Source organism: Rheinheimera hassiensis, assembly GCF_022436675.1.
In the GTDB taxonomy this organism is placed as follows: domain Bacteria; phylum Pseudomonadota; class Gammaproteobacteria; order Enterobacterales; family Alteromonadaceae; genus Alishewanella; species Alishewanella hassiensis.
The window spans coordinates 599,352-614,991 of record NZ_JAKUJZ010000003.1 but is presented as its reverse complement, the minus strand read 5'-3'; the positions used below and the strand labels follow the sequence as shown (position 1 = coordinate 614,991).

12 protein-coding genes are annotated in these 15,640 nt (G+C 48.6%); 8 read left to right on the top strand and 4 right to left on the bottom strand.

Features of this window, described 5'->3' with window-relative positions:
* The first annotated feature begins 52 nt into the window (after positions 1-52).
* Positions 53-1,414 (top strand): DNA repair protein RadA, encoded by a 1,362-nt coding sequence (radA, locus tag MJX74_RS08700; protein ID WP_240222472.1) that lies wholly within the window; start codon positions 53-55, stop codon positions 1,412-1,414.
* A 38-nt stretch (positions 1,415-1,452) separates the two neighbouring features.
* On the opposite strand, the gene MJX74_RS08695 is transcribed toward radA, so the two are convergent.
* Positions 1,453-2,202: an outer membrane protein assembly factor BamD gene (locus MJX74_RS08695; protein WP_240222471.1), complete on the bottom strand. Its 750-nt coding sequence runs from the start codon at positions 2,200-2,202 to the stop codon at positions 1,453-1,455.
* Positions 2,203-2,325: 123 nt separating this feature from the next.
* On the opposite strand from MJX74_RS08695, the gene rluD reads away from it, so the two are divergent.
* From rluD to pssA, 4 genes are all read left to right on the top strand, one after another.
* Entirely contained in the window at positions 2,326-3,300 is a 975-nt protein-coding gene (rluD, locus tag MJX74_RS08690; RefSeq protein ID WP_068234251.1) for a 23S rRNA pseudouridine(1911/1915/1917) synthase RluD, read from the top strand.
* Positions 3,281-4,027, top strand: a complete 747-nt coding sequence (gene pgeF, locus MJX74_RS08685) for a peptidoglycan editing factor PgeF (protein ID WP_240222470.1) — start codon at positions 3,281-3,283, stop codon at positions 4,025-4,027. Before rluD ends, pgeF begins: the two co-directional genes overlap by 20 nt.
* A 93-nt stretch (positions 4,028-4,120) precedes the next feature.
* Positions 4,121-6,700, top strand: a complete 2,580-nt coding sequence (gene clpB / locus MJX74_RS08680; RefSeq protein WP_240222469.1) for an ATP-dependent chaperone ClpB — start codon at positions 4,121-4,123, stop codon at positions 6,698-6,700.
* A gap of 116 nt (positions 6,701-6,816) precedes the next feature.
* On the top strand, positions 6,817-7,650 hold the full coding sequence (pssA, locus tag MJX74_RS08675; protein WP_068234259.1) for a CDP-diacylglycerol--serine O-phosphatidyltransferase: 834 nt from the start codon (positions 6,817-6,819) through the stop codon (positions 7,648-7,650).
* A gap of 64 nt (positions 7,651-7,714) precedes the next feature.
* Here pssA and MJX74_RS08670 read toward each other — a convergent pair whose 3' ends face one another.
* Complete coding sequence (locus MJX74_RS08670; protein WP_240222468.1) at positions 7,715-9,259, bottom strand: methyl-accepting chemotaxis protein; 1,545 nt, start codon at positions 9,257-9,259, stop codon at positions 7,715-7,717.
* A 226-nt stretch (positions 9,260-9,485) separates the two neighbouring features.
* Here MJX74_RS08670 and gshA point away from each other — a divergent pair, with 226 nt between their 5' ends.
* Together gshA and MJX74_RS08660 are read left to right on the top strand one after the other, a co-directional pair.
* On the top strand, positions 9,486-11,090 hold the full coding sequence (gene gshA / locus MJX74_RS08665) for a glutamate--cysteine ligase (protein WP_240222467.1): 1,605 nt from the start codon (positions 9,486-9,488) through the stop codon (positions 11,088-11,090).
* A 70-nt stretch (positions 11,091-11,160) separates the two neighbouring features.
* Positions 11,161-11,793: a transglycosylase SLT domain-containing protein gene (locus tag MJX74_RS08660; RefSeq protein ID WP_240222466.1), complete on the top strand. Its 633-nt coding sequence runs from the start codon at positions 11,161-11,163 to the stop codon at positions 11,791-11,793.
* A 51-nt stretch (positions 11,794-11,844) separates the two neighbouring features.
* Here the strand turns inward: MJX74_RS08660 and MJX74_RS08655 are convergent, their stop codons facing one another.
* Together MJX74_RS08655 and MJX74_RS08650 are read right to left on the bottom strand one after the other, a co-directional pair.
* Positions 11,845-13,113 carry an HlyC/CorC family transporter gene (locus MJX74_RS08655; protein WP_240222465.1) on the bottom strand — a complete coding sequence of 423 codons (1,269 nt, stop codon included), beginning with the start codon at positions 13,111-13,113 and terminating at the stop codon, positions 11,845-11,847.
* Between the two features lie 65 nt (positions 13,114-13,178).
* Positions 13,179-13,985 carry a cytochrome C assembly family protein gene (locus MJX74_RS08650; protein WP_240222464.1) on the bottom strand — a complete coding sequence of 269 codons (807 nt, stop codon included), beginning with the start codon at positions 13,983-13,985 and terminating at the stop codon, positions 13,179-13,181.
* 149 nt (positions 13,986-14,134) lie between these two features.
* Between MJX74_RS08650 and ffh the strand changes: the two genes are divergently transcribed.
* Positions 14,135-15,502, top strand: a complete 1,368-nt coding sequence (ffh, locus tag MJX74_RS08645) for a signal recognition particle protein (protein WP_240222463.1) — start codon at positions 14,135-14,137, stop codon at positions 15,500-15,502.
* Positions 15,503-15,640 lie beyond the last annotated feature (138 nt).

Sequence of the window (15,640 nt, the reverse complement as noted above, 5' to 3'; positions counted from 1 at the left end):
ACAAATTGAAAAGCAATATCCATGCCTTTCATTTAGCTTGAGAAAATAAATTATGGCAAAAGTAAAAACCGCTTACGTCTGCAGTGACTGCGGCGCTGACTTTGTACGCTGGCAAGGCCAGTGCACAGAATGTGGAGCCTGGAATACCGTTAGTGAAGTACGTTTAGGTACCGCCAGCAGTAAAAATACCCGTTTTGAAGGTTACGCCGGTGCTGCGGTGGCAAAAGTGGTACGACTGGACGAAGTAGACTTACAAGATGTGCCGCGCTTTAGCAGTGGCTTTGCTGAGTTCGACCGTGTACTGGGCGGTGGCATAGTGCCGGGTTCGGCTATTTTAATTGGCGGCCATCCCGGCGCCGGTAAAAGTACCTTATTGCTGCAAATTATGTGTGGCCTGGCACAACAGGGCGGCGCACTTTATGTTACCGGTGAAGAGTCATTGCAACAGGTAGCCATGCGGGCGCAGCGTTTGGGTTTGCCCACCAACGCATTGAAAATGCTGGCTGAAACCAATGTGGAAACGATTTGCCTGCTGGCACAGCAGGAAAAGCCGCGCATTATGGTTATTGACTCGATCCAGGTAATGCATCTGGCCGATATTCAGTCGGCACCTGGCAGTGTGTCGCAGGTGCGCGAAAGTGCGGCCTTTTTAACCCGTTTTGCCAAACAGCATCATATCGCCATTATTATGGTTGGCCATGTTACTAAAGACGGCTCGTTGGCCGGCCCTAAAGTGCTGGAGCACTGCATTGATTGCTCGGTTATGCTTGATGGTGACAGTGATAACCGTTACCGCACTATGCGTGGCAATAAAAACCGCTTTGGTCCGGTAAATGAGCTTGGCGTATTTGCTATGACCGGCCAGGGCATGAAAGAGGTAAAAAACCCGTCAGCTATATTTTTAACCCGTGGCAAGGAAGACCAATCCGGCAGTATTGTTATGGTGTTGTGGGAAGGCACGCGGCCGCTGCTGGTAGAAATACAAGGGCTGGTAGATTATTCACCATTGAACAACCCGCGCCGGGTTACACTGGGGATGGAGCAAAACCGTATATCGATGTTACTGGCTGTTATGCACCGCCACGCAGGCATACAAATGGCTGATCAGGATGTGTTTGTCAACGTGGTAGGCGGCGTTAAGGTAAACGAAACCAGCGCCGATTTAGCTACTTTGCTGGCGCTGGTGTCGAGTTTTCGTGATAAGCCATTGCCAAACGATTTAGTGGTGTTTGGCGAAGTTGGGCTGGCAGGTGAAATTAGGCCGGTGCCAAGTGGCCAGGAACGATTACGTGAGGCCGCCAAACATGGCTTTAAGCGTGCAATAGTACCTCAGGCAAATTGCCCGAAAGAGCCGATAACCGGTATGGAAGTAATAGGGGTTAGTAAACTTGCCGAAGCATTAGAGGCTATTTAGCACTAATAAAAAGCCCCGCTTTGGCGGGGCTGTCTGGTTTAAAACTTGGTATTTTGCGGGAAGTTAAGTTTTAACACCTGGTAAGTGTCTTCTTTTAGCTTGCTCAGCCCCAGTTTGTCGTAGCTTTCTACCATTACCTCAAGCGCCTGCTCAACTAATGGCGAGTCGCGGTAAAACTCAACAATATATTTGCCGCGGTTAGCTGCGGCCAGATAAGCACCACGGCGCATGTAGTAATCCGCTACCAGCAGTTCATGCCGGGCCAGCGCATCTTTAATGCTTAACATACGTTTTTTCGCTTCAGCAGCGTATTTGCTGTTAGGAAAGCTGCTGACTAGTAATTTAAAATCATCAAACGCCTGGCGGGTGCTGGCCAGATCACGGTCTGCACGGTCAATACCCAGCATATTATGCAGCGCATTCTCGTCGGCTTTCATATTACTCAGGCCACGCATGTAGTACACGTAGTCCAGCTCAGGATGGTTAGGGTTCAGGCGGATAAAACGGTCAATGCCGGCCAGTGCTTTTTGTACATCGCCAGCCTGATAATGAGCATAGATCAAATCCAGCTGTACCTGCCTGGCTAAAGGCCCGAACGGGTAACGGCTTTCTACGGCCATTAACAGCTCAATAGCGCGGTTGTACAAGCCGTTATCTAATACTTCTTTGGCTTGCTGATACATGGTTTGCGCGGTTTGTGTATTACTGGTATCCGCTTCCTTCGGTTTACCGGCACAGGCCGTAAGGGTTAATGCCAGTAAAGAAATCAGTAAAAAATTCGCTTTCATTTAAAAATCCGTTACTACTTGAGCTAAATGGCTGTCTAGTCTGACGTAAAATCGCTAAAATACACACTATTGCGATTCTACCCCAGACCTGCCGGGGTTGCACACAGGATAACTGCTTCCGTTATGACAAAACAGCTAAAACTTTCAGAAATTGTACCAGAGCATCTTTTCGGTAAGCGCTTAGATCAGGTTCTGGCCGAAATGTTCCCTGATTATTCACGATCCAGAATAAAAGAGTGGATCCTGGCGGACGCAGTTAAGGTTAATGGCACCATGCAAAACCGGCCAAGGGAGAAACTCCTCGGCGGTGAGCAAATTGATATTCTGGCTGAGCTGCCTGAAGATCAGCGTTTCGAAGCCGAAGCCATAGAGTTAAATATCGTCTATGAGGACGAGCATATCCTGGTGATCAATAAGCCCGCCGGGTTGGTTGTACACCCTGGAGCCGGCAATGCCGATGGCACTTTACTGAATGCTCTACTACATCACTGTCCGGGTATAGGTGAAGTGCCAAGGGCTGGTATTATTCACCGTTTGGATAAAGACACTACCGGTTTAATGGTGGTGGCAAAAACCATCCCGGCGCAAACCCATTTGGTTGAGGCGATGCAGGCGCGGGAGATTACCCGTGAATACGAAGCCGTATGCCATGGCGCCATGACCGGTGGCGGTACTATTGACGAACCGATAGGTCGTCACCCAACCAAACGCACCCACATGGCAGTAAGCCAGTCAGGTAAGCCAGCAACCACGCATTTTCGCGTAATGGAAAAATACCGGGCTCACACCCGTTTGCGTTTACGGCTTGAAACCGGCCGCACGCATCAAATCCGTGTGCATATGACTTATGTTAATCATCCGCTGGTAGGCGATCCTGTGTATGCCGGTCGGCCACGGCCACCGCGTAAGGCTGATGAACAATTACTGACTATCCTGCGTAACTTTAGGCGCCAGGCTTTACATGCCGCCATGCTGCGTTTAGCTCATCCGATTACACTGGAGATTCTGGAATGGCATGCGCCTATTCCGGATGACATGGTGCAGCTAACTGCTGCTTTGCGGGCCGATACGGCAGAGCATGGCCTGGACTATGTCTGACAACCCGCTGTTACTGCCTGACTGGCCAGCTCCGGCCAATGTGCGGGCAGTATGCAGCACCCGTAACGGCGGTTGCTCAACCGGCGTGTATGCCAGTTTAAATCTTGGTAATCATGTCGCAGATAATGCTGAGCGGGTTGCTGAAAACCGGCGTCTTTACCAACTGCTGGCACAGATGCCGGCAGCGCCGGTGTGGTTAAATCAGGTGCATGGCACGACAGTATCTGTGCTGACAAAAGCCTCCGCTGCGGATACTGCCGATGCGAGTGTAACCTGCGAGCCCGGTGTTGTAGCCACGGTTATGACAGCAGATTGCCTGCCGTTGTTATTGTGTGATAAAGCCGGCACTCAGGTGGCGGCAGTGCATGCTGGCTGGCGCGGTTTGTGTGACGGCGTGATTGAAGCCACACTGGCGCACTTTACCAAGCCTGCTGAAGTACTGGTATATCTTGGCCCGGCTATCAGCCAAAGTGCATTTGAAGTAGGGCCTGAGGTACGTGCTGCTTTTATTAATCACAGTGCACAGGCGGAGCAGGCTTTTATAAGCGGCAACAGTAATAAGTGGCAGGCGGATTTGTATCTGCTGGCAAAACAGCGCCTGCAAGCCTGTGGGGTGCAACATATTTATGGTGGCCAGCACTGCACTTATCAGCAAACTGAGTTGTTTTTTTCCTACCGGCGTGACGGCCAAACCGGCCGTATGGCCAGTTCAATCTGGTTAGTCTGATCTAAGTCAAATTTTTGACGTTTGTCTGCTTGAATTTGCAGCAATACCGCCCAATCTTATAACACAACAGTGTTGTGCTTGTAGGAGCCAGAAATGCGTCTTGAAAAATTTACCAGTAAGTTCCAGGAAGCGATAGCGGATGCGCAGTCGCTGGCGCTTGGCCGCGATCAGCAGTTTATCGAGCCGGTGCACCTGATGTTTGCCCTGTTAAATCAGGAAGGCGGCACAGTGCGTGAGCTGCTAAACAAACTGGCGATTAATTTTAATGAACTGCGCTCTAAGGTTAGCCAGTCGATAGACAAGTTACCGCGGGTTGAAGGCGAGGGCGCCAACCTGCAGCTATCTTCTGCCACTGCACAGGTGCTGCAGCAATGCGATAAGCTGGCACAAAAACGCAAAGATCAGTTTATTTCCAGCGAGCTGTTCGTGTTAGCGGCGACGGAAGATAAATCTGATCTGGGTAAAATTTTACGCTTAATCGGCGTAAGCAAAGAAAATGTAGAAACGGCTATTACTCAAATGCGTGGTGGCCAGAAAGTCGACGATGTGAATGCCGAAGACACCCGCCAGGCATTAACTAAATACACGGTAGATTTAACCGCCCGGGCCGAGGCAGGTAAACTAGACCCGGTAATAGGCCGGGATGAAGAAATTCGTCGCTGTATTCAGGTATTACAACGGCGCACTAAAAATAACCCGGTATTAATTGGCGAGCCTGGCGTAGGTAAAACCGCTATCGTTGAAGGGTTAGCGCTGCGTATTATCAATAAAGAAGTGCCTGAAGGCTTAAAAGATAAACGGGTACTGTCGTTGGACATGGGGTCTTTATTAGCTGGCGCCAAATACCGTGGTGAGTTTGAAGAGCGGCTAAAAGCGGTGCTGAATGAACTGGCTAAAGAAGAAGGCCAGGTGATTCTGTTTATTGATGAAATTCATACCATGGTGGGGGCCGGTAAAGCAGAGGGCGCGATGGATGCCGGCAATATGTTAAAACCGGCACTGGCGCGCGGCGAGCTGCACTGTTTGGGCGCCACCACTTTGGATGAATACCGCAAGTACATCGAAAAAGATGCGGCACTGGAGCGGCGGTTTCAAAAAGTGTTAGTAGAAGAGCCGTCAGTGGAAGACACCATTGCTATTTTACGGGGCTTAAAAGAGCGCTATGAAATTCACCACGCGGTGGAAATTACCGATCCGGCGATAGTGGCGGCGGCAACCTTGTCGCACCGTTACGTGTCAGACCGGCAATTACCGGATAAAGCTATCGACTTAATCGACGAAGCAGCATCCAGCATCCGTATGCAAATGGACTCTAAACCAGAAGAGCTGGACCGGCTGGAACGGCGTATTATTCAGTTAAAACTGGAAGACAATGCCCTGGCAAAAGAGTCTGACGAAGGCAGTAAAAAACGCCGGGATGCAATTCAGGAGCAAATTGTCGAACTTGATGCCCACTACAACGAGCTGGATGAAGTGTGGGAGTCAGAAAAGGCTGCATTACAAGGTACGCAGAATATTAAAACTGAGCTGGAACAAGCCCGGCTTGATTTAGAAGTTGCCCGCCGCGCCAGTGATTTACAGCGGATGTCTGAGTTGCAATACGGCCGCATTCCTGAGCTGGAGAAAAAGCTCGATTTAGCTTCACAGGCAGAAATGCACGAAAATACCCTGCTACGTAACAAAGTTACTGAGCAGGAAATTGCAGATGTCTTGTCTAAAGCCACCGGCATACCGGTGAATAAAATGCTCGAAGGCGAGCGTGACAAGCTGCTGCGTATGGAGCAAGCGCTGCATGAGAAAGTTATCGGCCAGGACGAAGCGGTAACAGCGGTATCGCATGCTATTCGCCGTTCGCGGGCTGGCCTGGCTGATCCGAATAAACCGATAGGCTCATTCCTGTTTTTAGGCCCTACCGGAGTGGGTAAAACCGAGCTGACTAAATCGCTGGCCAATTTTTTGTTCGACAGCCCCGATGCGATGGTGCGTATAGACATGTCAGAGTTTATGGAAAAACATGCCGTATCACGTTTAGTCGGCGCACCGCCGGGTTATGTCGGTTACGAAGAAGGTGGCTATTTAACTGAAGCTGTGCGGCGTAAACCCTATTCAGTAGTGCTGCTGGACGAGGTAGAAAAAGCCCATCCGGATGTGTTTAATATTTTACTGCAGGTGCTGGATGATGGCCGGTTAACAGACAGCCAGGGCCGTACGGTCGATTTTAAAAACACCGTTATTATTATGACATCGAACCTGGGCTCGGATCTTATTCAGGAGCATTACCGTGAATACAGCTACGGCCAGATGAAAGATATGCTGATGGGGGGGCTCAGTAAGCAGTTTCGGCCGGAGTTTTTAAACCGGCTGGACGAGACAGTAGTGTTTCACCCGCTGGATAATGTGCAAATTCGCAGTATCGCCAAAATTCAGCTGGCAAGGCTGGAGCAAAGGCTGGCTGAACGGCAGTATCGTTTCAGTATTACTGAAGCTGCACTGGATAAACTGGCAGAAGTCGGCTTTGACCCGTTATATGGCGCCAGGCCACTGAAGCGGGCTATTCAGCAGCATCTGGAAAACCCGCTGGCGCAAGCATTATTACAAGGCGACGTAGCGCCTGGCAGTACCATATTGCTGGATCATAACGGTTCGCAATTTATTGTTAGCAGTAAGGTTTAATCTGGTAGTTGCCGGTAGAAAGTGACTGCTTCGGCGGTCACTTTTGCCTTCAGGCTATCCATGTTAAGGTATGTCCCTTATAATCCATTGTAAATCCACAACGTAGAAGTTGCTTTATGCCTGAGTCAAAAACAAATGATACCAGCCCGCGTAAGGGCATTTACCTGTTACCTAATTTGCTGACAACCGCTGGCTTATTTTCTGGTTTTTTCGCCATAGTGTCATCAATGAACGGTCGATTTGAAGCTGCTGCTGTAGCGATTTTTATCGCAATGATTTTTGATGGCCTGGATGGGCGGGTAGCGCGCTTAACCAATACACAAAGCGAGTTCGGTGCCCAGTACGATAGTATGTCTGATATGTTGTCGTTCGGTATTGCTCCGGCGTTGGTGGCATACAACTGGGGCCTTGCCGAGTACGGCAAGTTCGGCTGGCTGGCTGCATTTATTTTTGTTGCCTGCGCCGCGCTGCGTCTGGCACGTTTTAACGCTAACCTGGGTGTTACCGACGGCCGGTTTTTTCAGGGCTTAGCCAGCCCGGCTGCCGCAGCTATTATTGCTGGCATGGTATGGAGCGGCAGTATTTATCAGGTTGATGGGGATAACATTGGCTATCTGGTGGGCTTGCTGACTATCGTTACGGGTTTACTGATGGTAAGTAACTTCCGCTATAACTCGTTTAAAGATCTGAACTGGCGTGACAGGGTATCCTTTTTAACCATTTTGATGGTAGTGCTGATTTTTGTCGTAATAGCTGCCCGACCAGCTGAAATGCTGTTTGGCATTTTCTTTATCTATGCCTGCTCTGGCCCGGTGACGACAATTCGCAGTGTACGTAAACTGAAACTGGAACACGTGCTGGGTGATTCTGATGACGCTGACTTTGCCGATATAGACAAAGAGCCCAAAGCGGCAGACTCTGCCACCAAAGACGACAGCAAGAGCCTGTAAACCGGAAGCAATAAGCTAAATAAATAATACGAAAAAACTCCGCTGCGGCGGAGTTTTTTCGTTTTTAACCAAAACTTTTATTCATATCAGCAATTTTGCCAGCTTGTTGCTGCAAGGCTGAGCTGTTGTCAGACACTATTTGAATATTGCTCAGGTTGGTCTGGGCAATTTGCTGTATATGTTCAACACTTTGCTGCACATCATTGGCAACGACACCTTGCTGGGTTGCCGCTGTGGTAATTTGCGATGACAGCTGGGCGATATGATCAATCATGCGTGAAATCTCCGCCAGTTGCAGCTCGCTGTGCTGGGTTTCGGTGACGCAGATATCCACTTGCTGGCGGCTATGCAGCATAACCTTGCCCCAGCTAAGTAAGGTTTGCTGTATTTCGCCTATCGATTGTTTAATTTGCTCTGTTGCCTTGTGGGTACGGGAAGACAAAGCTCGTACTTCATCTGCTACCACAGCAAACCCCCGGCCATGCTCACCGGCGCGGGCTGCTTCAATGGCTGCATTTAATGCCAGCAGGTTGGTTTGATCGGCAATACCCTGAATTTCAGTCATCACTATGCCGATGCGCTCAGCTTCAACCGCCAGGCCGTCAGCTGTAGCTGCTGCGCCCTGAACTTCGGTCGCCAGTTGTTGTACTGTTTTAGCCGTGTGCTGCATGGTGGTTTTTGCTGCTTCGCAGATTTTATGCGTATCGCTTACCTGCTGATGAGTGTCCTGAGTTCGTTCTGCAATATCCTGTACTGTGCTGTAAAGCTGAGACGTTGCGGCGACAATACTGCTTAGGCGGTCATGCTGCTGGTGAATACCTTGCTCTGTCATATGCACTGCTTCTGCCTGCGTTTCAGCAATGATGCTCAATGCTGCTGTACTGTCTGTGGCTCGGCCCAGCACAGTACGCAGCCTGGCTTGGGCCATTTTTTGCTGAAAATCAGCAATGCCGTAAGGGCCAAAACCCGAGTAAATCCAGCGTGATACACTGTCGAATTTGGCTTTGGCTTGTTGCAGCCGTGCCGGAATAATAAACAGTTCGTCGTAGCAACAAGCTAACCAGACTAGCGGTAACAGCAGTGCCCACAAAAAGTGGCTGCCAAACAACATAGCACCGGCGCCGGTTAGTAGTATTGTCAGAGCGAAAGCCGCGCCACGTTTAACTGCAAAGCGGCTACGCCAGTCTGACGGTATTTTGCCGGCAGCTATGGTCGGATAACTTTTATTTGCCCGCTCTATCATGGCTGCATCGGGTTTTACCCGTACCGACTGATAACCCACCAGTTTGCCCTGCTGGTAAATAGGGGTAACAAAGGCATCTACCCAGTAATAACGGCCATCTTTGCAGCGGTTTTTTACCAGGCCACGCCATGATTGGCCTTGCTTAAGCTTGTGCCATAAATCAGCAAAAGCCGCTTTGGGCATATCCGGGTGACGTACAAGATTGTGGTTGTTACCCACTAGCTCTTCTACGCTGTAACCTGCGACCTTACAAAAAGCCGGGTTGGCATAGGTGATTACGCCGCGTAAATCTGTGGTAGAAACCAGTTCCTGCTCAGCACTGAATTTTACTTCTTCGTTTATAGTACTTGTGTTGCGACGGTTCATGTCACCTGCTTATTTAAGTAGTTGTTACCTTGTACCTGATCTGGTAAGTCTAATGTATTAACGTAATAATTGCAGCCATGGCTGTGGCAGTTTAACGCGTAAGGAGGTTAAGCGACCAAATCTTCGATTGTTGAAAATGAAATTGCAGGCTAAATTAAGCACCGGTCTTGAGATTGGCCTCAACGCCCCAATTTCAGCACAATCAGATAGCAATTAAGGAATTACCTTGGGCTCAACTTTACAACAACGTCTGGCTAAGCTTAATGCAGCGCCTAATAAACATGCCATTACAGGTATTCAGCGCGGTATAGAGCGGGAGACGTTGCGGGTTAAGCCTGATGGCGAACTGGCATTAACACCTCATCCAAAAGCGCTTGGCGCTGCTTTAACCCATCCGTGGATCACGACCGATTTTTCCGAATCTTTGCTTGAATTTATTACGCCGGTCAGCGATAGCATTGATACCACTTTAGCACAGCTGACAGATATCCACCGTTTTACCATTAAGAACATCGGTAATGAGCAGTTTTGGGCTGGCAGCATGCCGTGTTTTATTACTGATCAGAAGCAAATTCCGTTTGCCCAGTATGGTAGTTCTAATGTCGGCAGAATGAAAACCCTGTATCGCAAAGGCCTGCATAACCGCTATGGCAGCATGATGCAGGCTATCAGCGGTGTGCATTTTAACTTTTCTTTTTCGCAAGGCTTCTGGCAACAGTATCAGCAAATTTTGGGGCAAAGCGGCGACTTACAGACATTTATTTCCGAGCAGTATCTGGCGTTGATACGTAACTACAAACGCTATGCCTGGCTGATCGTGTATTTATTTGGGGCTTCACCGGCGATGTGTAAGTCGTTTCTGGAAGGACGCAGCAGCCGCTATAACTTTCAGGAGCTTGGCAAAGGATCGGTGTATCTGCCTTATGCCACCTCGCTGCGTATGAGTGACCTGGGTTATACCAACAGTGCACAATCCAGCCTGAATATTACTTACAACAGCCTGCCAGAGTATATTGCCGGCCTGCATCAGGCGATTAGCATGCCGTCTGACGAATATAAAAATATTGGCGTTAAGGTTAATGGTGAATACCAGCAACTCAATGCCAATGTACTGCAAATAGAAAACGAATTTTATTCTACCATCCGGCCCAAACGCACTACCCAGTCCGGCGAGCGGCCAACGTGTGCACTGGCCAAGCGTGGCGTTGAGTACATTGAAGTACGGGCGCTGGATGTTAATCCGTTTAGCAGTGTCGGCATTAGCGCAGAGCAGATGCATTTCCTTGATGTTTTCCTGCTGTATTGCCTGTTACAGGACAGCCCGAATATGTCGGCGGCTGAGCAAACTATTACTGAGCAAAACCTGAAAAAAGTGGTCACCGACGGGCGGCGCACTAATCTGGAGATCCAGCAAAATGGCCAACCACGCTTGATGCTGGATTGGGCAGAGGAATTGTTTGCCGATATGATGCCTCTGGCACAGTATCTGGATTCTGCCTATGCAACGCAGGGATATAGCGGCGCTTTGAAGCAATTTTATCTCGGCTTGCTGGACCCATCCCAGACTTTTTCCGGTAAATTATTAAACCAGTTACTGTCACAACAGCAGGATAACAGTAGCTACACCTTAAATTTATCGGCAACGTATCGCCAACAGCTGCTACAGGAACCCTACCAGTATTACTCTGCTGAAGAGTTTACCCAAGCAGCTACACAGTCACTACTGACGCAACAACAGGTTGAGCAACAGGATAATGTGAGCTTTGATCAGTATATTGAGCAGTATTTTGCTGAAGTGCCGCAATGTGAGGATAAAAAAGCGGCTACCTAATGGTAGCCGTAACAGTATCCAGGGAGAATAAAACTTGGTTGCATCCATGCACCTTGTTAGAATCGGTCGGATGAAAAAAGTTCACAAACAAATAAAACCATTTATTTTTGCCACTGCAGCCGTGCTGTTTATCAGTGGTTGCAGTACACCACCACCACAGAACAGCTCTAATCTGTGTGAAATATTCTATGAACACCGTGATTGGTATGATGCTGCCGCGAAAATGCGCGACAAATGGGGTGTGCCCGTTCATGTGCCTATGAGTATTATGTATCAGGAAAGTAGTTTCAGGCATAATGCGCGCCCGCCAATGCGGTGGTTTTTAGGCTTTATTCCTTATGGCCGAGCCAGCAGTGCTTACGGTTATTCGCAAGCAAAAACAGTTACCTGGGATGAATACGTTAAAGAAGCTGATCGCTTCTGGGCCAGCCGTGACAATTTTTCTGATGCTATGGACTTTATGGGCTGGTATCTGGATAAAACCCACAGGGTTAATAAAATATCCAAGTGGGACGGTTACAACCTTTACCTGAATTACCATGAAGGTTGGGGCGGCTATCGGCGCGGCAGTTACAAAAATAAAGCATGGCTGGTTAATGTTGCCAAGCAGGTTGATAACCGTGCCAAAGTTTATTCGGCGCAACTAAAAACCTGTGAAGATGACTTAAAACGCGGCTGGTTGTGGCGGCTGTTTTTCGGCTAATGTAGTATACAAAAATAAAAAAACCGGCGCGGCCGGTTTTTTTTTGCCGTTTTAAGGCTTTTTCAGGTGCGGTAACAGACGCACTGTTTTAATCATATTGTCCTGTACGTCTACCACTTCAAGCGGATAACCGGCCAGCTTTATACTCAGCTTACCCTGGGGTATTTCTTCCAGATACTCCAAAATCAGGCCGTTTAGTGTTTTAGGGCCGTCGGTCGGCAGCTCCAGCTGCATTTCCCGGTTCAGATCGCGCAGGTTAATGCCGCCGTCAATAAGGTAAGAACCGTCAGGCTGGGCAATAATATCGTCGCTGCCATTGCTGGCAATATCCGTAGTAAATTCACCGACCACTTCTTCCAGAATATCTGCCAGCGTTACCAGCCCCTGAATATCGCCATATTCGTCAACCACCAGGCCGATACGATCTTTGGTGCGCTGAAACTTTAACAATTGGGTATTGAGCTGGGTGCCTTCAGGAATAAAGTAAATATCGCTTACTGCACGCATTAGGGTAGATTTAGTCAGTTGCTCTTTAATCAGCAGGCGCATCAGCTCGCGGGGGTGGACAAAGCCGATGGCATCATCAATGTTGTCACGGAATAACAAGATGCGGCTGTACTGCATATTGGCCAGCTGGCGCTCGATGTCTTTCCAGTCGTCATTAATATCTATGCCGACAATTTCATTTCGCGGCACCATAATATCTTCAACCGTGGCGTTTTCCAGATCCAATACGCCCACCAGCATACTCTGGTGTTGCTCGGGAATAAGGGCGCCGGCTTCATGTACTACGGTACGTAACTCTTCAGCGCTTAAGCTATTACCCTGATGTTTTTCCGGGCTAATGCCCATAACCCCCAAAATACCGTTAGTAATAAAATTAACTAACCATACCAGCGGGTAAAAGATCTTTAACAGTACTTTAAGTAAAGCAGAACTGGGAAAGGCAATACGTTCCGGGTGCAGAGCGGCAATGGTTTTCGGCGTGACTTCGGCAAACACTAATACCACCATAGTTAGCGCTACGGTAGCAATAGCAATACCTACATCGCCGTATAAACGCATACCAATAATAGTGGCGATCGCAGAGGCGGCGATGTTTACCAGGTTATTGCCAATTAAAATAAGGCCGATTAGGCGATCAGGCCGTTTTAACAGTTCGCTGACCCTGATGGCACCCTTATGGTTCTCGTTTGTTAAATGCTTTAAACGATAAGGGTTAACAGACATCATGCCTGTTTCTGATCCTGAGAAATAGGCAGATAAAAATAAGAGCACGCCAAGAATGATAAATAGCGTACCCGTCGATATGTCGTCCAAGAGTTAAATACCCGTATTGCCAAACACCTGTACTTGATATTACGAAGTAGCAGATGAGTCAAGAATTAAAGTGTATTTAGCAGCACTTCGCGTACAAAGCGGCTGCCAAAATAGCCAAGTGTTAACAAGGCTGCACCGGTGACAGTTAAAATGTTAGCGGTTTTACCGCGCCAGCCCTTGCGGGCATGGCCCCAACATAACACGGCAAAAACAGCAAAACCAAGCAGGCTGAACACGTTTTTATGCAGGTTATCTTTTGCCAGCCAGTTATCCATAAAAACCGCAGCAACCAACAAGGCCAGCCCCAGCAGTATAGTGCCGGCCAGCAGAATGCGAAATTGTAACACTTCGGCTTGTACTAAAGGCGGCATATGCCGTGTCATAGCGGCAAAGTCTTTCTGCTTTAATCTGTTGCTGATATAGCTAACCTGAAACGAGTACAGCATCGCCATCATTAAAATAGCGTAGGCAATAAACGCCAGCATAATATGCAGTAGCAATATAATATTTTGCTCAAAGTGCTGCAGTTGCACACTGTGCGGTAAGGTAAGCACGGCCAGTTGCACCAGGCTGGCAAAGCCATAAACAACCGGTAACAGCAATATAGTTGGCGTACGCAGGGCTGTAAGCGTTATCGCCACCGTAATAAGCCAGCACACCAGAGAGCTGACATTCAGCAAGCTGAAATTTTGCCCTTGTTCAGTAAACAACATGGCGACCAGTACCAGCATATGCAGCACCAGGCCAATAATGGCTGCACTAAAGGTGGTTTTAAAATGCGGCCCCTGCGGGTGAAAAATGCGCAGCAATACCGAGCCGGTAGCAACCAGATAGGCAATTAAGGCCAGCGCAGTTAACGGCACCGTAGACATTAGCAGCATTTCCTTTTGTTTTAATGGCCAACCATTGTATTGCAACTTTTGCCGGAAGCCCATAGCTGCGCTCAACAGTTTCTTAACGGCTGCTTCTGCCGCTTGAGTTTGATATAATCGGACGCATTATGGCTGTCGAGTGAAAAACCATGTTTGAAAATCTTTCTGATCGTTTAAGCGCCACGCTAAAAAACATTACCGGCCGGGGCCGTTTAACTGAAGACAACGTTAAAGATACGCTGCGCGAAGTACGTATGGCACTGCTTGAGGCCGACGTAGCGCTGCCGGTAGTACGTGATTTTGTTGCTAACGTTAAAGAGCGTTCAGTTGGGCTGGAAGTAAGCAAAAGCCTGACACCTGGCCAGGAATTTCTGAAAATTGTCCGCAAAGCTTTAGAAGAGGCGATGGGCGAGGCCAATGAAGAGCTGACACTGAATACGCAGCCACCAGCAGTAGTGCTGATGGCAGGCTTGCAAGGTGCCGGTAAAACCACCTCTGTAGGTAAACTGGCTAAATTTTTAACCGAGCGTAAAAAGAAAAAAGTGTTGGTAGTGTCTGCCGACGTTTATCGCCCGGCAGCGATTAAACAGCTGGAAACACTGGCTAAAGATGTTGGCGTAGAGTTTTTCCCCAGCGATATTTCACAAAAGCCCGTTGATATTGTTAATGCGGCTATTGCTTATGCCCGTACCCGCATTTTTGATGTGTTGTTAGTCGATACTGCGGGTCGCTTGCATGTCGACAGCGACATGATGGACGAAATAAAGGCGTTACATGCTGCAGTAAAACCTATTGAAACCTTGTTTGTGGTAGATGCCATGACAGGCCAGGATGCTGCCAACACAGCCAAAGCTTTTAACGATGCCTTACCGCTTACCGGGGTCATTTTAACAAAAACCGATGGTGATGCCCGTGGTGGTGCTGCGTTGTCTATCCGCCATATTACCGGCAAGCCGATTAAGTTTTTAGGTACCGGTGAAAAAACTGATGCTCTAGAGCCGTTTCATCCGGACAGGGTGGCATCGCGTATTTTGGGTATGGGTGATGTGCTGAGCTTAATTGAAGAGCTTGAGCAAAAAGTAGATAAAGAAAAATCTGCCAAAATGGCGCAGAAGATGATGAAAGGCAAAGGCTTTTCATTAGAAGATTTTCGTGAGCAATTAGTACAAATGCGCGGTATGGGCGGCATGATGTCGATGATGGACAAACTGCCGGGCATGAAAAATTTACCCGCTGGCGCTATGAACCAGATGGGCGATAAACAGTTTGTAAAAATGGAAGCCATTATTAACTCGATGACGCCCAAAGAGCGAGAGTTTCCGGATTTGCTTAAAGGTTCACGCAAAAAACGTATTGCCGCCGGCTCCGGCACTCAGGTGCAGGATATTAACCAACTGCTGAAACAGTTTACCCAAATGCAGAAGATGATGAAGCAAATGTCGGGTAAAGGCGGCTTAATGAAGATGATGCGTGGTATGGGCGGTAAGCTGCCGCCTGGTATGCTGCCGCCGCGTTAAGCAGCAAAGATGCTTACTTAACCCCGTCGTAGTGCGGGGTTTTATTTATCCACGCAATAACGCTGCAATAGCAGCCAAGCCGCGAAATACCTTGCAATTGAGCCCCAAATCAGTAAAATGCTGCAGCCCTTCGGTCTG